Origin of the sequence: Microbacterium sp. W4I20 (assembly GCF_030816505.1) — a bacterium.
In the GTDB taxonomy this organism is placed as follows: Bacteria; Actinomycetota; Actinomycetes; order Actinomycetales; family Microbacteriaceae; genus Microbacterium.
Map to the genome: position 1 here is coordinate 632,221 of NZ_JAUSYB010000001.1, position 23,274 is coordinate 655,494.

At 69.2% G+C, this 23,274-nt stretch carries 24 protein-coding genes; 10 read left to right on the top strand and 14 right to left on the bottom strand.

Features of this window, described 5'->3' with window-relative positions:
* Positions 1-35 precede the first annotated feature (35 nt).
* A complete protein-coding gene (locus QFZ21_RS03135; RefSeq protein ID WP_307374334.1) occupies positions 36-623 on the bottom strand; it encodes a TetR/AcrR family transcriptional regulator in 588 nt (195 codons plus the stop codon).
* A gap of 99 nt (positions 624-722) precedes the next feature.
* Here QFZ21_RS03135 and lipB point away from each other — a divergent pair, with 99 nt between their 5' ends.
* Positions 723-1,376, top strand: coding sequence for a lipoyl(octanoyl) transferase LipB (lipB, locus tag QFZ21_RS03140; protein ID WP_307374337.1), 654 nt, complete (start codon positions 723-725; stop codon positions 1,374-1,376).
* On the top strand, positions 1,373-2,365 hold the full coding sequence (gene lipA / locus QFZ21_RS03145) for a lipoyl synthase (protein ID WP_307374339.1): 993 nt from the start codon (positions 1,373-1,375) through the stop codon (positions 2,363-2,365). Before lipB ends, lipA begins: the two co-directional genes overlap by 4 nt.
* 16 nt (positions 2,366-2,381) lie before the next feature.
* Here lipA and QFZ21_RS03150 read toward each other — a convergent pair whose 3' ends face one another.
* The 3 genes from QFZ21_RS03150 to smc form a co-directional block, all read right to left on the bottom strand.
* Positions 2,382-2,882, bottom strand: coding sequence for a DUF2004 domain-containing protein (locus QFZ21_RS03150; protein WP_307374342.1), 501 nt, complete (start codon positions 2,880-2,882; stop codon positions 2,382-2,384).
* A gap of 44 nt (positions 2,883-2,926) precedes the next feature.
* On the bottom strand, positions 2,927-3,799 hold the full coding sequence (gene ftsY, locus QFZ21_RS03155; RefSeq protein WP_307374344.1) for a signal recognition particle-docking protein FtsY: 873 nt from the start codon (positions 3,797-3,799) through the stop codon (positions 2,927-2,929).
* Positions 3,800-3,860: 61 nt separating this feature from the next.
* Positions 3,861-7,406, bottom strand: a complete 3,546-nt coding sequence (gene smc, locus QFZ21_RS03160; RefSeq protein ID WP_307374347.1) for a chromosome segregation protein SMC — start codon at positions 7,404-7,406, stop codon at positions 3,861-3,863.
* A 527-nt stretch (positions 7,407-7,933) separates the two neighbouring features.
* On the opposite strand from smc, the gene QFZ21_RS03165 reads away from it, so the two are divergent.
* From QFZ21_RS03165 to QFZ21_RS03185, 5 genes are all read left to right on the top strand, one after another.
* On the top strand, positions 7,934-8,215 hold the full coding sequence (locus QFZ21_RS03165; protein ID WP_307374349.1) for a hypothetical protein: 282 nt from the start codon (positions 7,934-7,936) through the stop codon (positions 8,213-8,215).
* A 14-nt stretch (positions 8,216-8,229) separates the two neighbouring features.
* Positions 8,230-9,318: a GNAT family N-acetyltransferase gene (locus QFZ21_RS03170; protein ID WP_307374351.1), complete on the top strand. Its 1,089-nt coding sequence runs from the start codon at positions 8,230-8,232 to the stop codon at positions 9,316-9,318.
* Positions 9,315-10,394, top strand: coding sequence for a GNAT family N-acetyltransferase (locus QFZ21_RS03175; protein WP_307374361.1), 1,080 nt, complete (start codon positions 9,315-9,317; stop codon positions 10,392-10,394). The genes QFZ21_RS03170 and QFZ21_RS03175 overlap by 4 nt, the downstream gene beginning before the upstream one ends.
* A gap of 103 nt (positions 10,395-10,497) precedes the next feature.
* Positions 10,498-11,193 carry an ABC transporter ATP-binding protein gene (locus QFZ21_RS03180; RefSeq protein WP_307374362.1) on the top strand — a complete coding sequence of 232 codons (696 nt, stop codon included), beginning with the start codon at positions 10,498-10,500 and terminating at the stop codon, positions 11,191-11,193.
* Positions 11,190-12,512 (top strand): FtsX-like permease family protein, encoded by a 1,323-nt coding sequence (locus QFZ21_RS03185; RefSeq protein ID WP_307374364.1) that lies wholly within the window; start codon positions 11,190-11,192, stop codon positions 12,510-12,512. Before QFZ21_RS03180 ends, QFZ21_RS03185 begins: the two co-directional genes overlap by 4 nt.
* Positions 12,513-12,518: 6 nt before the next feature.
* Here QFZ21_RS03185 and mutM read toward each other — a convergent pair whose 3' ends face one another.
* The 6 genes from mutM to QFZ21_RS03215 all read right to left on the bottom strand — a co-directional run bounded on the left by mutM (position 12,519) and on the right by QFZ21_RS03215 (position 17,615).
* Complete coding sequence (gene mutM / locus QFZ21_RS03190; RefSeq protein WP_307374366.1) at positions 12,519-13,382, bottom strand: bifunctional DNA-formamidopyrimidine glycosylase/DNA-(apurinic or apyrimidinic site) lyase; 864 nt, start codon at positions 13,380-13,382, stop codon at positions 12,519-12,521.
* Positions 13,375-14,067, bottom strand: coding sequence for a ribonuclease III (gene rnc / locus QFZ21_RS03195; RefSeq protein WP_307374367.1), 693 nt, complete (start codon positions 14,065-14,067; stop codon positions 13,375-13,377). Before rnc ends, mutM begins: the two co-directional genes overlap by 8 nt.
* A 14-nt stretch (positions 14,068-14,081) precedes the next feature.
* A complete protein-coding gene (rpmF, locus tag QFZ21_RS03200) occupies positions 14,082-14,291 on the bottom strand; it encodes a 50S ribosomal protein L32 (RefSeq protein WP_105668338.1) in 210 nt (69 codons plus the stop codon).
* A 2-nt stretch (positions 14,292-14,293) separates the two neighbouring features.
* Positions 14,294-14,788, bottom strand: a complete 495-nt coding sequence (locus tag QFZ21_RS03205) for a DUF177 domain-containing protein (RefSeq protein WP_307374370.1) — start codon at positions 14,786-14,788, stop codon at positions 14,294-14,296.
* A gap of 126 nt (positions 14,789-14,914) precedes the next feature.
* A complete protein-coding gene (gene coaD / locus QFZ21_RS03210; protein WP_307374372.1) occupies positions 14,915-15,412 on the bottom strand; it encodes a pantetheine-phosphate adenylyltransferase in 498 nt (165 codons plus the stop codon).
* A gap of 28 nt (positions 15,413-15,440) precedes the next feature.
* Complete coding sequence (locus QFZ21_RS03215; protein WP_307374374.1) at positions 15,441-17,615, bottom strand: ATP-dependent DNA helicase RecG; 2,175 nt, start codon at positions 17,613-17,615, stop codon at positions 15,441-15,443.
* Positions 17,616-17,675: 60 nt separating this feature from the next.
* On the opposite strand from QFZ21_RS03215, the gene rsmD reads away from it, so the two are divergent.
* Positions 17,676-18,308, top strand: a complete 633-nt coding sequence (gene rsmD / locus QFZ21_RS03220) for a 16S rRNA (guanine(966)-N(2))-methyltransferase RsmD (RefSeq protein ID WP_307374376.1) — start codon at positions 17,676-17,678, stop codon at positions 18,306-18,308.
* Here rsmD and thiL read toward each other — a convergent pair.
* Entirely contained in the window at positions 18,278-19,273 is a 996-nt protein-coding gene (thiL, locus tag QFZ21_RS03225; protein WP_307374378.1) for a thiamine-phosphate kinase, read from the bottom strand. The genes rsmD and thiL overlap by 31 nt on opposite strands.
* Before the next feature lie 23 nt (positions 19,274-19,296).
* On the opposite strand from thiL, the gene QFZ21_RS03230 reads away from it, so the two are divergent.
* Both QFZ21_RS03230 and QFZ21_RS03235 read left to right on the top strand, forming a co-directional pair.
* The gene (locus tag QFZ21_RS03230) at positions 19,297-19,779 is read left to right on the top strand and encodes a DUF3515 domain-containing protein (RefSeq protein WP_307374380.1); all 483 of its coding nucleotides are present in this window, start codon (positions 19,297-19,299) and stop codon (positions 19,777-19,779) included.
* Positions 19,780-19,803: 24 nt separating this feature from the next.
* On the top strand, positions 19,804-20,400 hold the full coding sequence (locus QFZ21_RS03235; protein ID WP_307374381.1) for a hypothetical protein: 597 nt from the start codon (positions 19,804-19,806) through the stop codon (positions 20,398-20,400).
* Between the two features lie 3 nt (positions 20,401-20,403).
* On the opposite strand, the gene QFZ21_RS03240 is transcribed toward QFZ21_RS03235, so the two are convergent.
* The 3 genes from QFZ21_RS03240 to QFZ21_RS03250 are packed head-to-tail and all read right to left on the bottom strand — an operon-like array spanning position 20,404 to position 23,273.
* On the bottom strand, positions 20,404-21,486 hold the full coding sequence (locus QFZ21_RS03240) for a D-alanine--D-alanine ligase family protein (RefSeq protein ID WP_307374383.1): 1,083 nt from the start codon (positions 21,484-21,486) through the stop codon (positions 20,404-20,406).
* A complete protein-coding gene (locus QFZ21_RS03245) occupies positions 21,392-22,552 on the bottom strand; it encodes an NAD(P)H-dependent glycerol-3-phosphate dehydrogenase (RefSeq protein WP_373425992.1) in 1,161 nt (386 codons plus the stop codon). Before QFZ21_RS03245 ends, QFZ21_RS03240 begins: the two co-directional genes overlap by 95 nt.
* Positions 22,518-23,273 carry a 1-acyl-sn-glycerol-3-phosphate acyltransferase gene (locus tag QFZ21_RS03250; protein WP_307374387.1) on the bottom strand — a complete coding sequence of 252 codons (756 nt, stop codon included), beginning with the start codon at positions 23,271-23,273 and terminating at the stop codon, positions 22,518-22,520. The genes QFZ21_RS03245 and QFZ21_RS03250 overlap by 35 nt, the downstream gene beginning before the upstream one ends.
* Position 23,274 lies beyond the last annotated feature (1 nt).

A 23,274-nucleotide genomic window follows, 5' to 3' on the forward strand; every position in this document is an offset into this window, starting at 1 on the left:
GTGTCCGGCATCCGGCATTTCGTCCGCGGGTCTGCTCAATCCGCCCAGGGGAGGTCGTGGATGGTTCCGAGCGCCTCACGAAGAACGGTCTCGGGCGAGCCACGACCGGCGCCCTGCTCGGCCCAGACCCTCAGCGAGGAGAGCACTGCCGCTGCGTGGGCGGCACCGAGGATGTCGGCCTTGAGCACGTCGTAGCCGGCTGCCGTGGCAGCGGAAGACACGGCCGCCGCCAGGCGCGCGTGGCGGAGTCCGGTGTCGCGCACGAGCTCGTCCTCCAGCCCCATCGCCTGTGCGTTGCGCAGCGCCAGCGCAAGCGGGTCGGGTGCGAAGTCCCGGACGATCTGGAGCAGGATGCCGCGCACCGAGTCACCCGCCGCCCCTTGACCGAGGTCGCGGAGCGACGCTGCCGCGTGCTCGATCCTCTCGTCGATGCCCGACCACAGCACGTCGCTCTTCGAGGTGAAGTAGTTGAAGAAGCTCGACCGGCTCACTCCGGCGCGCTGCGTGATGTCGGCCACCGAGGTCGCGTCGTAACCGCGCTCCAGGAACAGCTCGCAGGCCGCTTCGGCGAGCGTCTCGCGCGACGAGGCGCGGGGACGACCTGCTCGACCGGTGGAGTTCATGCCCTCACGCTACCGCCGACCCGGCGCGTTGAGCTCTCCCGCCTTCACGAGGAGTATTGTTAGACACACTCCAACAACTTCTCGAAGGGGCAGACGAGCATGCTCGACATCCTCACACCCGGTTTCGCTCCGAATCCGGTTCCGTACACAGAGGGCTGGGAGCTGCAGCGTCGCATCCATGCCGACGTCGTCGACGGCACGCGCCCCGACACGCTGATCCTCCTCGAGCACGAAGCGGTGTATACGGCGGGCAAGCGCACAGAGCCCCAGGAGCGACCTCAAGACGGCACGCCTGTGGTCGACGTCGATCGCGGCGGGAAGATCACCTGGCACGGACCGGGTCAGCTGGTCGGGTATCCGATCGTGCGTCTGCCGGAGCCGATGGACGTCGTCGCCCACGTGCGCCGCCTCGAGCGCCTCCTGATCGACGTGCTCCGTGGCTTCGGTGTCGACGGGTACCAGGTCGACGGCCGGAGCGGGGTGTGGGTGCGCCGCCCGCTGTCCGAGGACAAGGTCGCGGCCATCGGAGTACGCGTACAGCAGGGCGTGACGATGCATGGGTTCGCGATCAACTGCGACAACTCCCTCGCCGGCTTCCGCGGCATCATCCCGTGCGGCATCACCGACGCCGGGGTCACGACTGTCAGCGAGACGACCGGCACTTCGGTCTCCCCCACCGACATCGTCGAGGCCGTGATCGCGGCCTTCACCACCGAATACACGACCACCGACCTCGCCGGAGTTCTCGCATGACCGCCGCCGCACCCGAGGGACGAAAGCTCCTCCGCCTCGAGATCCGCAATGCCGAGACGCCCATCGAGCGAAAGCCCGAGTGGATCAAGACCAAGGCGAAGATGGGCCCGGAATACACCGCCCTGTATTCGCTCGTGAAGAGCGAAGACCTGCACACCGTGTGCCAGGAGGCCGGCTGCCCGAACATCTTCGAGTGCTGGGAGGACCGCGAGGCCACCTTCCTCATCGGCGGATCGCAGTGCACGCGACGCTGCGACTTCTGTCAGATCGACACCGGCAAGCCCGACGCCTACGACACCGACGAGCCGCGCCGAGTGGCCGAGAGCGTGCAGAAGATGGGACTCCGCTACGCCACCGTGACGAGTGTCGCACGCGACGACCTGCCCGACACGGGCGCGTGGCTCAACGCCGAGACCGTGCGTAAGATCCACGAACTCAACCCGAACACAGGCGTCGAGCTGCTCGCGAACGAGCACAACGCCGATCCGGCTTTCCTTGGCCAGATCTTCGACGCCCGACCCGAGGTCTTCGCGCATAACGTCGAAACCGTTCCCCGTATCTTCAAGCGGATCCGTCCGGCTTTCCGCTACGAGCGGTCGCTCGACGTCCTGACGCAGGGACGCAACGCCGGACTCATCACCAAGTCGAACCTGATCCTCGGCATGGGCGAGGAGCCCGAAGAGGTGGTGCAGGCCCTGCAGGATCTGCACGAGGCCGGATGCGACATCATCACGATCACGCAGTACCTCCGGCCGACGCCACGCCATCTCCCCGTCGCGCGCTGGGTGAAGCCGGCGGAGTTCGTGGAGTTCAAGGAGGAGGCGGAGCGGATCGGATTCCTCGGTGTGCTCGCCGGTCCCCTGGTGCGGTCCTCGTACCGGGCGGGGCGGCTGTGGGCGCAGTCGATGGCATCGAAGGGCCGTGAGATCCCGTCACACCTGGCCCACATCGCGGAGAGCGCAGACCTGGGCTTCGCTCAGGCCGTGTAGCCCCCGGCAGTCAGGCTCAGTCGGCGCTCATCACGGACTGCACGCCGCCGTCGGAACCGAGGTTCACGAGCAGCACGTCGTCGCTGGAGGTGTCGTCGAGCGCGTACTCCAACACGGCGAAGGGTTCGGATCCGCCGTGCTCGTCCGCGAGGATCGTCATGCTCATGAGCCGCAGAGACCGGATGATGTCGACGGCGGGATCGCCCGAGACGTCGACGAGCACATCGGGGAGGTCGTCCCCGTAGGCCTCCTGCTGCTGGAGGATGTACTCGGTCACTTCGCTCGTGCGATCGTCGACCTCGGAGAGCATGCCCCGGCGTGCGGTGTCGTCGACGCTCTCCAGCCCGGCGATGAGAGAGGCGGCGATGTCGAGGGCGTCTGCGGAGACGTCGTCCTGGTCGGGCGCCGTGAGGTCGACGGTGACGCTCTGGTCCCCCAGCTCCACCGTCTCGGACCAGAAGATCGAGCCGTCCGGACCGGACGACAGGAGTCCGAAGTAGTCGTGTTCGATCGCCATAACGCTATGAAACCAGCCTCGTGCTCACTGCGGTAGCCCTCTCCTCAACCGACCAGCGATTGGACGAAAACATGGGGGGTGAAACCGGTGAGATCATCGATCCCCTCACCCTGCCCGAGAAGCTTCACCGGGATGCCGGTGCGCTCCTGCACCGCGAGGACGAAGCCGCCCTTGGCGGAGCCATCGAGCTTCGTGATGACCAGTCCGGTGACGCCCGCGTGCTCGAGGAAGGACTGCGCCTGGAGCACGCCGTTTTGACCCGTCGTCGCGTCGAGGACGAGCAGCACCTCGCTGATCGGCGCCTGCTTCTCGATCACGCGGCGGATCTTGCCGAGCTCGTCCATCAGGCCGCCCTTGGTGTGCAGGCGCCCCGCGGTGTCGATGATCGCGATCTCGATCCCCTCGCGCTTCGCGTAGTCGACGGTCTGGAACGCGACGGATGCCGGATCCTGCCCCTCCTGCTGAGGACGGACGATCGCCGCTCCCCCGCGCTGCGCCCAGGTGGCGAGTTGGTCGACGGCCGCCGCACGGAAGGTGTCTGCCGCACCGACCACCACGCTCCGCTGGAAGCCACGGAGGAACTTCGTGAACTTGCCGATGGTCGTGGTCTTCCCGACGCCGTTGACTCCGACGACAAGAACCACCGCGGGGCGCTCGGTGAGCTTGAGGGTGGTGTCGAACTTCGCGAAGTGCTCCTCGAGCGTCTCGCGCAGCATCCGCTGCAGGTCCTGCGGATCCGTCGTGCGGTACCGATCGACCTTCTGACGCAGCTCCTCCACGATGCGCTCGCTGATGTCAGGGCCGAAGTCGGCGGTGATGAGCGCGGTCTCGAGGTCCTCCCAGGTCGTCTCGTCGATGGTGGGCTTGACGAACATGCCGCGCAGTGCGCGACCGAGAGACCAGGACTTCTCCGCCATGCGTCCAGCCTACGGGGCGCGGACGAGAATGATCCGCGCGGGCGTCACGACGGAGAGTGGATCAGCTCGCGGCGGAGACCCGATCCCCGACCCGTTGGCCGACCACCGCGGAGACACCGTCCTGACGCATCGAGACGCCGTAGAGTGCGTCGGCGATCTCCATGGTGCGCTTCTGGTGCGTGATGACCAGGAGCTGGGAGGTCTCCCGCAACTGCTCGAACACCGTGAGCAATCGCCCGAGGTTCGCGTCGTCGAGAGCGGCCTCGACCTCATCCAGGATGTAGAACGGGCTCGGACGGGCCTTGAAGATCGCGACCAGTAGCGCGACCGCCGCCAGGGAACGCTCTCCACCGGAGAGCAGGGACAGACGCTCGATCTTCTTGCCCACCGGACGGACCGAGACCTCGATGCCCGTCGTGAGCATGTTCTCGGGATCGGTGAGGCTGATGCTGCCGGTTCCGCCGGGGAAGAGCAGCGGGAACACCTGGCCGAACGCCTCTTTCGTGTCCTCGAAGGCGCTCGCGAAGATCGTCTGCATCCGCTCGTCGAGGTCGCCGATGATCGTCAGGAGGTCTTGGCGCGTCTGGGTGAGATCGGTCAGCTGCTCGGTGAGGAAGGCGTGGCGCTGCTCGAGGGCTGCGAACTCCTCGAGCGCCAAGGGGTTCACCCGTCCGAGCTGGCCGAGCTTGCGCTCTGCCTCGGCGAGTCGCCGCTGCTGGATACGGCGATCGAACGGGATCGCCGTATCGTCGATGAGCTCGCCGTCCGCCGGCTCTCCCCCTGGATCGCGAGGAACCAGCTGATCCGGACCATATTCCGCAATGAGAATATCTTCGTCGAGCGCCAGTTCCGACGACACGCGCTCCAGCAGGCTGTTCAGGTGCAGCTTCTTCTCGTGGATCTGCAACTCCAGACCGTGCACGCTCTCGGTGAGTCCCGCCAGACGCTCGCGAAGAGATGTCTCCTGCGCGCGCAGCGCGACGAGTTCTTCGTTCTGTGCCGACCGCGCAGCTTCGGCTTCGCCGAGCGCGAGCCTGGCCTCGGTGACCGAACGGTCGAGCGAATCGAGGATGCGGGGCAGCTCCTCCGCCACACCGGAGGCCGCCTCCCGCTGCCCGCGCCGGATGACCGCGCGCCGTGCAGCTTCGGCCGCGGCATCCCGCTCCTGTTCCCTCTGCCGCTCCAGACTGGTCACTCGCGCCTGAGCCGCGCGCACCCGCTCTCGGAGCGTCTCGATCTCGAGCCTGGCGCGCACCTCGTTCTCCCGCGCCGCTTCGAGGGCATCGAGCAGGCCATCGCGGGCGGTCGCGTCGAGCACCGGACGCGGGGCGGAGATGGCGGCCTCGACCGCCTCCTTCGCAGTGAGGGCCTTCGCCTCGGCGTCCGCGACCGCCGCCTGGGCCTGGGCGAGACCCGTCTCCAGCCGCTCGCACTCGGCAACGGCCGACTCATGACGCACCGTGATCCGGTTCACCTGCTCGGCGTGGGTGGCCAGCGCGGCATCGTGCTCGCGGAGGGCGCGGAGTGCGTCCTTCGCCTGACGGCGCGTCATCTCCACAGTCTCGTTCGCGTCCTCGCGCGCCTCGCGCAGCGAATCCACGACGATCTGGATCTCGGTCAGTCGCTCCCTGGCCGCGTCGCGCTCTGCGGCGAGCTCCAGACGCGAGCGCTCGCCTCCGGAACCGGTGCGCAGCGTCTGCGCCGTGATCACGTCGCCGCCGATCGTGACGATGGTCGTGGTGGTGTCGCCGGCGACGTCGAGCGCTGCGCGAGCCGCACGTGACGAATCGAGATCCGACGCGATAAGCACGTGCGACAGCACTCCGAGGACGCCGTCCGGGGCGGTGACCGTCTCGATCGCGGGCGTGACCCCCTCGATGCGGGGCAGCTCGACGTTCGGACGCAGCGAGTCGGCGACCACGAAGTCCACGACTCCCCGTCGCTGCGCGGTCGCCTGTGCTGCGAGAGCGAAGGCGTCGGCCGCCGAGTCGATGAGGACCCCCTCCGCGAGCGGACCGAGCACCGCCGCGATGGCGGCTTCGAAGCCGGAAAGCACCTGCACGGCGTCGCCGACGAGACCGCGCACGCCGGCACCGCCCTCCTTGACGATCTCGGCAGCTCCGCCCGAGAGAGCGAGCGCACTGCTCAGCGCGGCGGCCTTGGCGGTCAGAGAGTCGACCTCGCGCTCGGCGGTGTGCAATCGCTCTCGCAGCGCCTCTCGCTCGGACTCTGCAGCGGATGCTGCGCGCTGCGCACTGTCGTAGGCCGCGGCGTGCTCGACCGCCGTCCCCTCCGGAGCCTCGGCGTCGTCGAGGCTCTCGAGCGCATCGGTCGCCTCCCGGCGCCGGATGTTCGCCGCCTCGAGGGCGTTCTCCTGCCGGAGGACCGCTCCGCGCACGGCCGCGAGGGCCGAGGCTGCGGCATCCGCTGTTCCGCGCAGCGTGGTGAGACGCATGTCGTACTCGGAGACGAGGGCGCTCTGCTCGGCGATGTCGACGTCGAGCGTGTCCAGCTCGGCACGAGCGTGCACGACCTCGCGGCTGGCGGTGACCGCCGCATCCTGAGCGTCGCCGAGGCCGGCCGAGATCACGTCGATCTCCGCCCTCGCCTCATCGATGGTGCTCTGCGTGACCGTGACGGCTGTGACCGCCGCGTCGTCCTCCTCCGAACCGAGCAGCGCGAGGCGCTGGTTCGCGAGCGTGTAGAGGCCGCGCATGCGCTCTTGCACCTGCTCGAGCCCGAAGGCCACGCTGCGCGCCTGATCGACCGCGACGGAGTTCTGGTCCTGCTCCAACCGGGTGATGCCGGCGCGAACGCCTTCGACCTGATCGGTGAGCACCAGGCGCTCGGTGTGCCGCTCGTGCTCGGTGCGCGTGTGATCTGCGAGAGCGGTGCGCAGGGCCACGACGTCGTCGGCGAAGATGCGCGCCTTGGCGTCGCGGACGACAGCCGCGATGGTCTGGGCCTCCCGCGCGATCTCCGCCTGGCGGCCGAGCGGCTTGAGCTGGCGTCGGATCTCACCGGCGAGGTCGCTCAGACGGGTGAGGTTCGTCTCCATCGCATCGAGCTTGCGGAGGGTTTTCTCTTTGCGTCGCCGGTGCTTCAGGATGCCGGCGGCCTCCTCGATGAAGCCGCGCCGATCCTCCGGCGACGCCTGCAGAACCGTGTCGAGTCGCCCCTGGCCGACGATGACGTGCATCTCGCGTCCGAGGCCGGAGTCGCTGAGGAGCTCCTGCACGTCGAGAAGGCGGCAGCTGTCGCCGTTGATCGCGTACTCGCTGGACCCGTTGCGGAACAGCGTGCGACTGATCGTCACCTCGGCGTATTCGATCGGCAGGGCACCGTCGGCGTTGTCGATCGTGAGCTGCACCTCCGCGCGACCGAGCGGTCCGCGCGTCGAGGTGCCGGCGAAGATGACGTCCTCCATCTTGCCGCCGCGGAGCGTCTTCGCGCCCTGTTCGCCCATCACCCAGGCGAGACCGTCGACGACGTTCGACTTGCCCGATCCGTTCGGTCCGACGATGCAGGTCACACCAGGCTCGAACACGAAGCTGGTCGGCTGGGCGAAGGATTTGAACCCCTTGAGCGTCAGGCTCTTCAGATGCATGCGGGCACCGCTCGTCCGGGGAGAATCACGCCGCTACGCTACCGGAATCACGCCGATCCCCCGGCATCCCGCGCGGACGACCGTGGAACCCGCACCGACCGCGACACGCCGAGACCCCGATGCTGTGCTTGACGTTCTCGGCGATCGTTCGCTACGGTGACTTCCGGATCGCCACACGAAAGGAGGTTACCGATCATGATGACTCAGCTCAACGCACAGGCCACAGGCCTCACCGCGCCCGCGCACTCTGCGCCGCGCTTCGCGTTCTCGGTAACCGCCGGCGACCGCTCCCGCGCGCAGTCTTAGAACCGCAGCCCGAGAACTCCGGCCCGTAGCGGGCCTCTTCTCGTCGGTTCGTCCGCGCCCCACCGTCTGATCTCTCCGCAGATCACGGATCTCCCGCCGCCCCTCGGCATCCGCATTTCGCGGACCGATGCGCTGCCGCCTCCCGCGCCGCCCCGTCCGCTTCGGCAGACGCTGGTGCCGCCTCCGCGCCTCCACTCATCATTCATCTCGAAGGAATCATCGTGAACACGACGCTGCACCGCAGCCTTGCCCACCCGCCCGATACCGAGGACCACGAGGTCCTCCAGATCCCCCGCCCCGACGAACTGCGAGAGCTCGCGCTCTCGGATCGTCTGTCCCTCCGGATCGGCCTCTGGCTGCTCCAGCGGGCGCAGCGCCCCCGGCCCGTGCGCCGAGGCCTGCACACCGACCCCGCCGATCCCCGCTCCCTCGCGGAGCGGAACCGGTCCGCGGCGGAGTCCTACGCCCTGCTCACCTTCGACCTGCAGCGCGGCATGCGCTGAACGGAGATCAGATCATGACCATCCCGCTCACCGCCGACGCGACCCTGCGTCCGCTCGTGCTCCCGGCACGGGCGGACGCGGCGGACGCGGGCGAGTTCCGCGAACTCGCCCGCGTCCGCAATCTGGTCTATCGCGAGATCACCGGCCGAGACGAAGACGCCCTCACCCCGGAGGCTCTCCTGCCGATCCTGCGTTCGCGCACGGATCGCACGACCTTCTCGTGGTCGGTGTACATCGCTGACGAGATGGTCGGACGCGCGGTCGTCAACATCCCGCACGAAGAAGGCTCCCGGGTGGCGATCGTGTCGATCGAGCTGCGACCGCAGGTCTGGGGCCGTGGCATCGGCAGTGCCGTGCTCCCCCATCTGGAAGCCGTCGCTCGCGAGCATGGACGCACGGTCCTGCAGAACTGGACCGAGCAGCAGCCGAGCGCGGGACCACGCATCGAGGCCCCGACCGGTTTCGGCAGCGTGCCCGAGGATCATGTCGCGCGATTCCTGATGCGTCAGGGCTTCCGCCTGGAGCAGGTCTACCGCGTCAGTCACCTCCAGCTGTCGCTGGAGGCAGTGCAGCGCGCGCGAGATCTCCTCGCGGAAGCCGGTGCCGCGGCGGCCGACTATCGGATCGTGCAGTGGATGCTGCCGACGCCCGCGGACCGGGCCGCCGGGTACGCCTGGCTGAAGTCGCGCATGTCGACCGACGCTCCGGCCGCCGGCCTTGAGATGGACGAGGAGATCTGGGATGTCGCGCGCCTGACCGAGACCGAGGCACGGATCGCGGAGATGGGCCAGACGATGCAGGTCACCGCCGCCGAGCACGTCCTCACCGGCGAACTCAGTGCGTTCACCGAGCTCGCGATCGGTCCGGATCGCGCGGAGGTCACGCACCAGGAGGACACCCTCGTCCTGAAGGAGCACCGGGGGCATCGGCTGGGTCAGCTGGTCAAGTGCGCGGCGCTGCTCGCCTGGTCCGAGGTCGCACCGGGATCACCGAGCGTGATCACCTACAACGCCGAGGAGAACCGGCACATGCTCTCCATCAACGAAGCCCTGGGCTTCACCCCCACCGCCTACGAAGGCGCCTGGAAGAAGGAACTGACATGAAGACCGTCGCACTGACGATCGACCGACTGATCGTCCCTGCCTCGCTGGAGAATGCCGACGCCGCGGATTTCCGCGCGTACGGCGACCTCAACCGTCTGATCTGCGACGAGGCCGTCGGGATTCCCGACCTCGCCCCGGATGCTGCGCAGATGCTGCCTGATTGGCAGGACGACACCGACTCCATCGACCTCGGATTCGTCGCCCGCCTGGAAGGCCGGATCGTCGGGATGGTGACGATGGCTTTCGCCCAGGAGACGGATGCCCACGCCGCCGAGGTCGACCTTCTCGTGCCCGCCGAGCATTGGGGGCGCGGAGTCGAGCAAGCGCTGATGGAGCGCGCCGAAGAAGAGGCGCGGGCGCGCGGGCGCAGCGTCGTGCAGATCTGGTCACTGCACCGCCCCGAAGAGGCGGAGCGAATGCTCGTGCCGCGCACGGGCTGGGGACGGATCCCGGCGATCCCGCTCAGCGATCTGCTCGAATCCCGGGGCTTCGTGCTGGAGCAGGTGGAGCGCAACAGCGAGTTCGACCTGCGCGGCGACGCCGAACCGCAGCGCAAGGCGCTCGCGGACGCGCTGGCGTTCGCCGGCTCGGACTACCGTGTCGTGGAGTGGATGATGCCGACTCCGCCGGAGCTTCGGGAGGGGTTCGCCGCCGTGCTGGCCCGACTGTCGACCGACGCGCCGAGCGGCGACATGGACTTCGCCGCCGAGCACTGGGATGCCGACCGTGTGGTGCGCCGGGAGGCGCGTCTCACCGCGGCCGGTCAGGCGGTCTCGGTGGTGGCCGTGCGACACGAGCCGACGGGTGAGCTCGTCGCCTACAACGAGCTGCTCATCGCCGCCGACCGTTCCGGGGTGACCCATCAGTTCGGGACCCTGGTGTCGAAGGACCACCGCGGACACCGGCTCGGCACGATCGTCAAGTGCGCGAACCTGCTGCGCTGGCGCGAGCTGATGCCGCTGTCGGCCGTCGTGTCGACTTTCAACGCCGAGGAGAACCGCCCCATGCTGAGCATCAACGAGGCGATCGGCTTCGTGCCGGTGTCGTACGCGGGCGCCTGGCAGAAGAAGATCTGAGCGAACGGTGCGGGCCCGATCTCATTCTCCGGGATGACGTCGGGCCTGCATCGTCATCCGCACGGCCGACGCCCCGGCGCTGCGCGATCACGAGGCTGGAAGCATGAACATCCCCGTGATCGAAGCACATGCCCTCTCCCAGTCGTTCGGAACCACTCGCGCGCTCGCCGGCGTCGATCTCGCGATCCACCGCGGCGAGTCGGTCGCGATCATGGGCGCATCGGGTTCCGGCAAGACGACCCTCCTCCATGTGCTCGCAGGCATCATCGCCCCGGATGCCGGGTCGGTGATCTTCCGCCCCGCCGAAGGGGCGCCGGTCGACGTCACCGGCATGAGCGAATCCGCGCGGTCCCGGTTGCGGCGCGAGCGGTTCGGCTTCGTCTTCCAGCAGGGACTGCTGATCCCCGAGCTGACCGCCGTCGAGAACGTCGCGCTCGCGTCGATGATCAACGGCATCCCGCGCCGCGACGCCGTGCAGCATGCCGCAGCATGGTTGGCGGCGCTCGGGCTCGCCGGCATGGAGGATCGTCGCATCGGCGAGCTCTCGGGCGGTCAGGCGCAGCGCGTGGCGATCGCCCGCGCCCAGGCGACCGGCGCCGAACTGGTGTTCGCCGACGAGCCGACGGGCGCACTCGACTCCCAGACCTCCGCGGAGGTCATGGACGCTCTCCTCTGGTCGACCACCGGCCAGGGACGCACCCTCGTCGTCGTCACCCACGACCCCGACGTCGCCGCACGGTGCACACGTACGGTCGCCGTCCGCGACGGACGCATCCTCTCCTCGGCGGTGTCGGCATGAACCGCTCGGTGCTCGCTCTGCTGCTCCGACCGGCACCCGGCCAGAGCAGTGTCATCGCTCTCCCGGTCGTCGCCTTCGGTGTGGTCACGACCCTCGTCCTGACCGTCATCGGCGGGGCGCAGTCCTTCTGGGGCTGGACCGACGAGTTCGCCCCGGTGTATCAGGCCCTCGCCGCCATCGCCCTGGTGCTGCTGGTGGTTCCGCTGATGTCGCTCGGCGGAGCGGCGGCCCGCCTCTCCGCGCGCCGACGGGATGAGCGCCTCTCCACTCTGCGCCTGCTGGGTGTGTCTCCCGGCGGCGTGACCGTGGCGACCGTCGCGGAATCGGTTCTCGTCGCCGCTGCAGGAGCTGTGGCCGGGGTCCTCGGTCACGTGGCGCTCTCCCCGCTGATCGGCCTGATCCCGTTCCGTGGCGACCCGCTCGGATTCGGCGCCGTCGTCCTGCCGCCGCTCTCCATCGGCGCCGTGTTCCTCGGTGTGCTCCTGCTCGCGGCGGTCAGCGCTGTGATCGGGTTGCGCCGCGTCGTGATCTCGCCGCTCGGCGTGCGCACTCGGTCGACCGCCTCCGGCGTGCACTGGATTCGCGCCGTCCTCGCCGCGGGCGCCGTCGCCGTCGCCTTCGTGCTGATCAAAGTGTTCCCCTCGATCGGCGGTCTCGTCACGACCATCGTCGTGCTCGCCGGACTGTTCGCCGCCGTGCTCGCCGTGCTCAACCTCGTCGGGCCCTGGGTCCTCAAGGTCTCCGCCTCGCGGCAGCTCCGCCGGGCAGAGAAGCCCGAGCGACTCCTCGCGGCCCGCATCGTCCTGGACGACCCGAAGGCGGCGTGGCGGCAGGTCGGAGGCATCGCGATGGCGAGCTTCATGGCGGTGTTCGCCGGCACGGGCGTCGCACTGCTGAACGTGATGAGCGCGTCCGACACCTCGGCCGCCGACGCCGCACTCGCGGCGGACATCCGCACCGGCCTCGTCATCACCCTCATCGGGTCGTTCCTGATGGTGGCGGCATCGGTCGGCGTCAACCAGGCATCCGATGTACTCGACCAGCGCGAGCTGCACCGCAGCCTGCATCACCTGGGCATGCCGCTGGAGACCGTCGATCGAGCGCGCCGCCGTGCCATCATGTCGCCGCTGCTGGTGACCGCGATCGGCTCGGCACTGTGTGCGGCGATCCTCGTCTTCCCTCTCGTGGGAATCGCACTGATCACGGCTCCCCTCTCGCTCCTCACGATCGCGTTGGTCGTGGCGATCGGCATCGGGGTCGTCTGGGCGAGCACCCTGGCAACGCGTCCGCTGCTCGCCCGAGCGTTCCAGACGGCGTGAAACGGATCAGCGTCGGCGCTGGCACCGAGGGCAGTAGTGCGAGGACCGATTCATGAACGACTCGCGGCGGATGGGCGACCCGCACCGCGGGCACGGCTGTCCGCCGCGGCCGTACGCGTTCAGCGAGTGCGCGAAGTAGCCGGCCTGGCCGTTGACGTTCACGTACTGCGCATCGAAACTCGTCCCGCCCTCGGCGAGGGCCTTCGCGAGGACGGCGCGCACCTCGGCCAGCAGCCGGTTCACCGCGACGGTCGACAGCCGATCCGCCGCGGTCTCCGGGTGGATGCGCGCAGCCCACAGCGCCTCGTCGGCGTAGATGTTGCCGATCCCGCTGACGACGCCCTGGTCGAGCAGCACTCGCTTGATGGCACTGTGCTTGCGCAGCAGCGCCGTGCGGAATCGCGGGTCGTCGAACAGCACGTCCATCGGATCCCGGGCGATGTGGCTGACCTGGGTGGGGATGAGCGAGGGACCGTCGTGCACCAGATCGTCGACGGCGAGCGAGCCGAAGGTACGCTGATCCGCGAAGACGATCGCGAGCTCCCCGTGAGTCGGGTGCTCCAGATGGATGCGCACCCGCTCGTGTCTCTCGGCGACGGCATCCGGGGTGCGCAGCAGCATCTGGCCGCTCATCCCGAGGTGAGCGATCAGCGCGGACTCGGTGTCGGCGAGCGGAAGCCAGAGGAATTTTCCTCGTCGTGCAGCGTCCGAGAAGGTCCGCCCCTCGAGGCGCCCGACGAAGTCCGCTGCGCCGGCGGGATGCCGCGTGATCGCACGGTCGTCCCACACGCTCACGGCGGTGATGACCGAGCCGATCGCTGCGGGCGCGAGCCCTGCACGGACGACCTCGACCTCGGGAAGCTCAGGCACGCTCGTTCAGCAGGCGCCAGGCGCTGAGAGCAGCCGCCATCTCGGCGGTCTTCTTGCTGCTGCCGGTACCGGTCATCCGCACTTCGCCGACGACGACCGTCGCCGTGAAGCGGCGATCATGATCCGGCCCGCTCGCCTCGACGGAATACCGGGGCGGGGTGGCGCCGACCCGAGCGGCCAGCTCCTGCAGACTGGTCTTCGGATCCATGGCCGCGCCGTACCGCTCAGGGTCCGCCAGCAGCGGCTCGGTGAATCGCAGCACGAGCTCGGTGGCCGCCTCCGGACCCGCCGAGAGGTACGTGGCGCCGATCACGGCCTCCATCGTGTCCGCCAGGATCGAGTCCTTGTCCCGGCCGCCCGTCTGCTCTTCGCCGCGGCCCAGGAGCAGGTGGCGCCCCAGATCGATTCCACGAGCGACCTCGGCCAGGGCGACGGTCGAGACCACGCTCGCCCGACGCTTCGCGAGTTCACCCTCGTCGAGGTCGGGGTGGGTGGTGAACAGCATCACCGTGACGGCCTGCCCGAGCACCGAGTCGCCCAGGAACTCCAGGCGCTCGTTGTGCGGGATGCCGCCGTGCTCGTAGGCGTAGGAGCGGTGGGTGAGCGCCAACTCCAGAAGCTCCGCGTCGATGTCGACGCGGAGCTTTTCTGGGAGAGGCCTCGTCCCCCCGGGGACCTCCGTCACGATCGGTTCGCGACTCAGACGTCGGCGACCTTGCGGCCCTTGTACTCGAGGAAGAGCTCGGTGCCCTGCGAGTCCGTGACGACCTTCGCCTGGTGCGGACGGCTGTAGACGACCTTGCCGTTCTCGATGGTCTTGACGAGCGCGATGGGCGCCGCCTTCCACTGCGCGCGGCGCGAGCGGGTGTTCGAACGGGAGACCTTGCGCTTCGGGGGGTTACCAGCCATGACTAGCTCTCTTCTTTCTCGGCGGCACGAGATTCATCCGCGCCGTCCTGGTCTGTGATCTGTTGGAGCGCACTCCATCGAGGATCGATGGGAGCCACCTGCTCCGTTACGGTGCTCACGGCCAGTCGCTCACCCGTGTTCGGGTCGAGCCCGGGGCAATCCGGCTGACACACCGGTTGAAATGGAAGCGACAACACGGCCGCATCCCTGACAAGAGTTTCAAGATCCACGTGGTCGTCTTGAACCTCGAAGTCAGTTTCTTCCTCACCAGGATACGCGAAAAGCTCCTGGAACTCGACTTCGACCGGCCGAGCGATGTCGATCAGGCATCTTCCGCACACTCCGACGTACTCGGCATCCGCTGTTCCGGAGACCAGGATGCCCTCGTGGACCGACTCGAGGCGCACGTCGAGGTCGATCTCCGACCCCTTCTCGAAGGTGACGATTCCCTCGCCCCAGGTCTCGGCCAGGGTCACGGTGAAAGCATGTTCGCGCATCTCGCCCGGGCGTCGGACGATGTCGCGGGCGGGCAGGATGAATGGGCCGTTCAGTCGAGATCGCACCCGGCCATGCTACCCGGGTATGCCTGCGACCGGGCCGAACGGGACTCGGCAGGAGGCGGCTCAGATGCCGCGCGCGCCCGTGTCGAGGAACGCCGCGACGGCCGGTGGGACGAAGGGCGTCACGTCGCCGCCGAGAGACGCCACCTGTCGCACGAGGGAGCTCGACACCATCGCGTGCGAGGGATCGGGAAGCAGGAAGACCGTCTCGATGTCGGCGAGATGCCGGTTCACGATCGCCATGGGCGACTCGTACGCGACGTCGATCTGCGACCGGATGCCCTTGACCAGCACCCCGGCTCCGACATCGCGGGCATAGTCGACCAGAAGCCCCATACTCCAGGAGCCGATCACGATCGTCCCCGGCATGCCGTCCTCGTCGATGGACCGCTCCAGCAGCGCGAGGCGCTGCGCGATCGGCAGCATCGCCTCCTTGCCGGGATTGTGCACAACGAGCACGTGCAGCTCGTCGTACAGCTTCGCGGCCCGGCGGATCACGTCGAGGTGACCCAGGGTCGGCGGATCGAACGAACCCGGGACGACGGCGATCCGACTGCTCATCGCTCCAGCCTAGGGCACCGTGGAGCGCTCAGTTCTTCGCCAGTGCCGCGCGGTCCTCGTCGCTCACGCGTCGGGCGATGACGTCGCGGAGCCCCGGATGCCGCGACAGTTCCGGGTCGGCCGTGAGTATCTCCTCGGCGACCTCCCTTGCGCGGGTGATCAGCCCCGCGTCCTTCACCACGCGCAGCAGCTTCAGCGAGGAACGGACGCCCGCTTGCGCAGCTCCCAGCACGTCGCCCTCGCCGCGCAGCTCGAGATCCACCTCGGCCAGGGCGAAGCCGTCGAGGGTCGCGGCGACCGCCTCGACGCGCTCCCGGGCGACCGAGCCCGTCTCGGCCTCGGTGACGAGAAGGCAGAGCCCCGGCACACCGCCTCGACCCACACGCCCGCGCAACTGATGCAGCTGCGACACCCCGAACCGATCGGCGTCGAGCACGATCATCGTCGAGGCGTTCGGCACATCGACTCCGACCTCGATCACGGTCGTGGCCAGCAGCAGATCGATCTCACCGCGGGCGAAGGCCTGCATGACGGCATCCTTCTCGTCGGAGGGCATCTTGCCGTGCAGCACCGCCCGACGGAGTCCGCCGAGCTGCGGGTGCGTCGCGAGGGCCTCGTCGAGCTGCACCACGCCCCAGCGCGGGCCGCTGGCGCCCTCGGGCTCGACGGGCGCTGGCTCCCCCGGCTCCGCGGTCTTCTTCGTGGTGTCGATCGCGGCACAGACCGCGAACACCTGCCTGCCCTGGGCGATCTCCTCTGCGGCTCGCGCCCACACGCGGTTGAACCACTCCGGATGCTCGGCGAGGGGAGCCACAAACGTCTCGATCCCGGCACGACCGGCGGGCATGGTGCGGATCACCGAGGTGTCGAGATCGCCGAAGACCGTCATCGCGACGGTGCGGGGAATGGGTGTGGCGGTGAGCACCAGAGCGTGCGGGCTCGATCCCTTCGCGCGCAACGCCTCGCGCTGCTCCACCCCGAATCGGTGCTGCTCGTCGACGACGACGAGTCCGAGGTCGGCGAACGTCGTCTTCTCCCCCAGCAGCGCGTGCGTGCCGACCACGATGAGCGCCTGCCCCGACGCGACCCGCAGTGCAGCCTTGCGCCGGGCTGCGGCCGGCAGCTGGCCGGTGAGGAGCGTGGGCATCACGAGCGGCGCGAGCTCAGGACCGAGCATCTTCGAGATCGAGCGCAGGTGCTGACCCGCGAGCACCTCGGTCGGCGCGATCAACGCGGCCTGTCCGCCCGATTCCGCGACCTGCAGCATCGCGCGGAGCGCCACCAGCGTCTTGCCGGAACCGACCTCTCCCTGCACCAGACGGTTCATCGGCCACGATCCGACGAGGTCGCGGGCGACCTGATCGCCGACCGTCTGCTGGTCGGGCGTGAGGTCGTACGGCATACTCGCGTCGAATCGCTCCAGCAGACCTCCGGGCTGGGCGGGGCGGGCAGTGGCCGACAGCGCGCGCACCGCATCCCGCTGCTGCAGCAGTGCGGTCTGCAGCGTGAGCGCCTCGTGCATGCGCAGAGTGCGGACGGCGGGATCGATGTCGTTCCGCGTGCGCGGGCGATGGATGAGGTCCAGTGCCTCCTTGGCGGTGAGGAGCTCTTCCCCGACGCGCACGTCTTCCGGAAGAGGGTCGGGCACCGACGGAAGGTCGTCGAGGACGCGGCCGACGAACTTCGCGATCTGCCAGGTCTGCAGGGTGGAGGTGGCGGGATAGATCGGGATCAGCACCGCCGCCCGCGCATCGGCCCGACGCCGCGCGGCATCCTCATCGTCGAACAGTTCGTACTCGGGATGGGCGAATTGAGTGACCTCGTTGAACATCCCGACCTTGCCGGAGAAGACTCCGCGTCGGCCGACCGCGAGATCCTTGGATCGCCACTCGGCCGCGCCGATGTTCTTGGCGAAGAAGGTCAGCGACATGCGCCCGATCCCGTCGCCGATCACGACGTCGACCATCGCACCCTGGCGATTGCGCATGCGACGGAAGCTCGAGGACAGCACCTCGGCGACGATCGTCACGGTCTCGCCGAGCGGCAGATCGCGGATGGGGGTCAACTCCCCCGGGTCGGCGTACCTCCGCGGATAGTGCGAGACCAGGTCTCCCACCGTCTTCATGGCGAACGCCCGGTTCAGCGACTTCGCGGGGACCGCGCCGAGGGCGTCCTCCAGCGAGGAATCGAGCGTGAGCGGCATGCTCCGAGTCTAGGGAACACGGCGGACACGACGAGCGCGCGACTGTCGTATCGTGAACGGGTGACGAGGATCATCGCCGGAAGAGCCCGCGGAGCACGACTCGAAGTACCGGGTGCGGGGACGCGTCCGACCAGCGATCGGGTGCGCGAGTCGCTCTTCGGCGCACTGGAGTCGGCCGACGCTATCGCCGAGGCGCGGGTGCTCGACCTGTATGCCGGGTCCGGCGCACTCGGACTGGAGGCTCTGAGCCGCGGCGCCGCCGAAGCGGACCTCGTCGAGCGCGGCCGTCAGGCCGCCGGGATCATCCGGCGCAACGCGGCTGTGGTGGCGAAGGCGGGCGGCCACGCGAGGGCCCGGGTCCACGAGGTCGCCGTGCACTCCTTCCTGCTGCGGGCCTCCGGCCCCTTCGATCTGGTGTTCATCGATCCGCCCTACGACATCGACGATGCGGCGATGACGGCCGACCTGGTCGCGCTGGCTCCGTCGCTCTCGCCGCACGCGCTGGTCGTGGTCGAGCGCGCACGTCGATCCACCCCGCCGGACTTCGCGGCCGCAGGACTCGACCTCATCCGGGAGAAGTCCTACGGCGACACCGCGCTGTGGTGGGCGGAACCGTCAGGTGGCGAGGATGCTCCGGCAGAAACAGCCGCGGCTGACGCAGCTCAGCCCGAGACGGAGTCCCAGTCCCGGTAGGGATCCCAGCCCGAGACATCGACGGGGCGGTCGTCGCAGAGCAGATCCTCGTCGCCCGCGGAGCGGACCTCGCCGATGATGCGGAACCCGGGGGGCAGCAATCCCTCCGGGAAGGTGGCGAGCAGCGCGTGGTCCTCGCCGCCGGCGATGGCGCGTTCCGGGTCGTCGCCCAGCGCCGCTCCATCCAGGGCGATCGTGACACCGGATGCCGCGGCCATGCGTCGCGCGTCCAAGGCCAGGCCGTCGGACACGTCCATCATCGCCGTCGCTCCGGTGAAGGCCGCCACGGCGCCCAGCCCGATCGGCGGTGACGGCCGCAACTGCGCCGACAACGCCGCGCGCTCGCCCGTGGCCAGCTTCGACGGGTCGACGGGCACGGGGACGCCGTCCTCGCGGAAGCGGCCGAACAGCACCGCGAGTCCGTGAGCCGCATGGCCCAGCTCACCGGCGACGGCGACGACATCACCGGGCCGCGCCCCGCTGCGTGTCACGGGCGCTCGCCCCTCGAGGTCTCCGAGCGCGGTGACGGCGACCGTCAGCACGTCGGAGACGGTGAGGTCGCCGCCGACCACCGCGCACCCGGGTGCCAGCGCGGCGCAGGCCTCCCGGAATCCGTCGGCGAGCTGCTCGACGAACGACAGCCTCAGATCGCGCGGGACGGCGAGGGCGACGAGCAGCGCTGTCGGGCGCGCACCCATCGCAGCGACGTCGGCGAGGTTCACGGCCGCCGCCTTCCAGCCCAGGTCGTAGCCGCTGGACCAGGCGAGCCGGAAGTCGGGGCCGTGGACGAGCGTGTCCGTGGTCGCGACGACGGAGCCCGACGGCGTCGCGATGACTGCCGCGTCATCGCCGGGTCCCAGCAGAGTGTGCGTGCCCTGCACGGTGCGGCTCAGGATCGCCTGGAGGATACGCCCCTCGGAGATGTCGCCGAGGCGCGGGTCGTCGGCGTCGGGTCGGGAGGGCATGCTGTCAAAGGTAGCCTGGAAGCATGCTCCGTTCCCGTCGCCTCGCCTCCCTCGTGGGTGCGGTGACCCTGGCCGCCGCCCTCGCCGGCTGCTCCACGACCGTGCACCTCGAACCCGCCGACGATGCGAACGATCCGGGCTGTGCCGCCGTCTCCGCGCGGCTGCCCGAGACCGTCGGCGGATTCGATCGCGTGTGGACCGACGCACAGGCGACCGCGGCCTGGGGTGATCCGACGATCGTCCTCCGGTGCGGCGTGGAACCGCCCGCTCCGTCGGCGCTCGTCTGCACGACCCTCGGCGGCGTCGACTGGCTGGTGCTCGAGCAGGAGGAGGAACGCCAGCGCCTCGTGACCTACGGACGGGAGCCTGCGGTGGAGGTGAACATCCGTCGCGGCGAGCAGATCGACTTCCAGACGGTCGTCGACACGATCTCCTCGCGCATCCAGCCGGGGCTGTCCCCCGCCACGGCGGAATGCACCGACCGGGTCGAGTTCCCCGCGGAGTAAGCGGGTCGCCCCTAGACTCGCGGCATGAACCGCACCGCAGCAGGCCGAGCATCCGTCGTCGCAGCGATCATGGTCGGAGTGGGGGCACTGGTCAGCGGACTGATCAACTTCCTGTTCCTGCTCGCGAACGTCGCGAGCCTCCCCCGGCTGCTGATCCTGCAGGATCCGATCGGCTTCGCGATCCGGCCGCGGGTGCAGCCGCTCGCGGTGGTGGCCATGCTCGTCGCCCTCGTCGTACTGATGGGGCTGACCTGGCTGTTCGTGCGCATGATCGTCCGCTCCGCGCTGCCCGGACGTGCCGCGGCGGTGTTCTTCGGGACCTGGGGTGCGGTGATCATCGCCTCGTGGATCGCCGGCCTCGTGCGGGCCCCGCTCATGCTGCTGGTGCTGCAGATCCCGGCGGAGCAGTCCGAGATCCTCATGACGCAGTTCTCGCAGATCAGCGTCGCCGGTGCATCCTGGGGACTCATCTGGGGGTGGCTGACCGCCCTGGTCATCGCCCTCGTGCACCGTGCCTCTCGGGACGCCTCCACCGATCCGGCGGGCGCACCTGTGTACCCGCCGTCGCAGACCTACCCGCCGGCGCAGACGTACCCGCCCGTGCCGCCCGCAGCGGGCTGAGGATCAGCGGCGCAGACCGGCCTCGATGAGCTCGGTGATCAGATCGCCGTAGCTCAGGCCGGAGGCCACCCAGCACTTCGGGAACATCGAGATCGGTGTGAAGCCGGGCATCGTGTTGAGCTCGTTCACCACGAGGTCGCCCGCGGGTGTGAGGAACATGTCGACCCGGGCCAGGCCCCGTCCGTCCACGGACTCGAACGCTCGGACCCCGACATCCTGGATCGCCGCGATCTCTTCGTCGGTCAGGTCAGCCGGGCAGACGACGTCGACGCCGTCTCCGCCGAGGTACTTGCCCTCGAAGTCGTAGAACCCTCGTGACGTCAGCACGATCTCACCGGGGAGGGAGGCCCGCACGCCGTCGGCGCCTTCGAGCACGGCGACCTCGATCTCTCGGCCGGACACCCCGGTCTCGATGAGCACCTTGTCGTCCTCGGCGAACGCCACGGCCATGGCGGCATCCAGCTCGTCGAGGGTGGCCACCTTCGAGACTCCGACGCTCGATCCGGCGCGCGCCGGCTTCACGAAGAGCGGAAGGCCGAGTTCGGCCGCCCGCGCACGCGCAGGCGCAGCATCCTGATCCCACTCGCGGCGACGCACGGTGACCGACGGGGCGACAGCGATTCCCGCAGCCTCGAGGGCGATCTTCATGAAGTGCTTGTCCATGCAGAGCGCGGAGTCGAGCACGCCGCCTCCGGCGTAGGGAACCTCGAGCGTGTCGAAGTAGCCCTGGATCGTGCCGTCCTCGCCATGCGTCCCGTGCAGGATCGGCAGCACGACGTCGATCTCGCCGAGATTCTCCAGCCCGCCATCGGCGCGCACCACCCGCAGCGTACGGTCACCGCCGGGCTCGGGCCAGAGCACGCGGGTGCCGTTGTCGACCACTTCGGGAAGGTGCTCCGCATCGAGCGGGAACTTCGCCGGGTCGTCGTCCTCGAGGACGAAGGCCCCTTCGCGGGTGATCCCCACCGGGATCACGGTGTACCGGTCGCGATCAATCGCTCCCAGCACGCCCCCCGCCGTTGCGGAACTGATCGAATGCTCGCTGGAGCGCCCGCCGAAGAGCACCACCACCGTCTGCTTGTCCATGGCTGGTCCTCTCACCCTGCGGGGTGTCGTCGTCCGTCGTCAGGTGGGGTGCGATGTCGCGGGGATCCATCTTCCCGTCCAGCACCATCTTCACCTGCTCGACGATGGGCATGTAGACCTCGGATTCGCGCGCGAGCTGCAGGATCGGCGCAACGGACGCGAGTCCCTCGGCCGTCTGCTGCATCTGCTTCACGACATCCTGGAAGCTGTATCCCTGACCGAGCAGCCGCCCGGCCGTATTGTTGCGGCTCAGCGGCGACTGGCACGTGGCGATCAGGTCGCCGAGACCGGCGAGCCCCTGCAGCGTCTCGGGGTGGGCGCCGTTCGCCACGGCGAAGTCCGTCATCTCGACGAGCCCACGCGTGATGATCGAGGCCTTCGTGTTCTCCCCGTAGCCGACACCGTCGACGATGCCGATCGCGACGGCGATGAGGTTCTTCAGCACGCCGCCGAACTCCGTGCCGATGACGTCGGTGTTCACGAACGTCCGGAAGTAGCCGTTCCGCGCGGCCCTGGCGACGATCTCGGCCGTCTCCTGGCTCCGCGATGAGATCACGGCGGCGGTCGGCTGCTCGCGGGCGATCTCGAGTGCGAGGTTGGGCCCGGAGGCCACGGCGATCCGGTCGGGGTCGCAGCGCAGCTCCTGCTGGATCACCTGGCTCATGCGCAGCCCGGTGCCGCGCTCGACGCCCTTCATCAGGCTGATGATCTTCGAATCGCTGTCGGCCAGCAGCGGGCGGAGCGCCTTCAGGTTCTCGCGCAGCGACTGGCTCGGCACCGACAGGTAGACCTGTTCCGCACCGTCGAGTGATGTGGCGAGCTCGTGCGTCGCAGCCATGGACCGCGGCAGGTTGATTCCCGGCAGGTAGCGCGAGTTGCGCTTGGCCTCGTCGATCTCGTGCGCGAGCTCGGCACGCCGGGCCCACATGGTCACCTGCGCGCCGCCGTCGGCGAGGATCTTGCCGAACGTCGTGCCCCAGCTGCCCGCGCCGATGACGGTGGCGCGAGGGCCGGTCGGGAGCGGTGGCTTCTTAGGAGTCAAGGCGGCCCGTCTCCTTCTGGCCATGCGTCGCGGGATTCCACCGCTCGGCAGGCGACTTCTCGTCGCGCAGCTGCTCGAGCAGTTCGGTGATCGCGTTCATCAGGCGGGTGGTCGCCTCGTTCAGCGCGGCCTGCTCCCCCGCGCGTCCGCGGAGGTCGGACACGTCGACCGGGTCGCCGATGATGACCTGGACGGGCTTGCGGAGGGGCCAGAAGCTGAGCCCCTTCTGGTAGCGGCCCATGATCGCCTGCGTGCCCCACTGCGCCATCGGGATCAGCGGGATGCCGTCGGCGAGAGCGAGACGGACCGCGCCGGACTTGCCGCGCATCGGCCACAGGTCCGGGTCGCGGGTGAGCGTGCCCTCCGGGTAGACGATGACGCCGCGCCCGTGCTCGACGAGCTCGGCCGACTGCTTCATGGTCTGCTTCGCCGACGACGCCGACGAGGTGCGGGCGACCGGGATCATCCCGGTGTGACGCAGGAACCAGCCGAGCACCGGCACCGTGAACAGGCTCTCCTTCGCCATGAACCGCGGCGCGCGACCGATGCGCCATACGGCGAGGGCCACGATCAGCGGATCGAACTCGGAGTAGTGGTTCGGCGCGAGGACGAACGCGCCCTCCCGAGGGAGCTTCTCCGCCCCGGTCACGCGGATCTTCGCGAGCAGCGAGATCACCGGCACGACCATCGCGGCGAGCGGCCAGAAGACGCTCGGGCGCGACTTCTCCGGTGACCTGGCACCCATC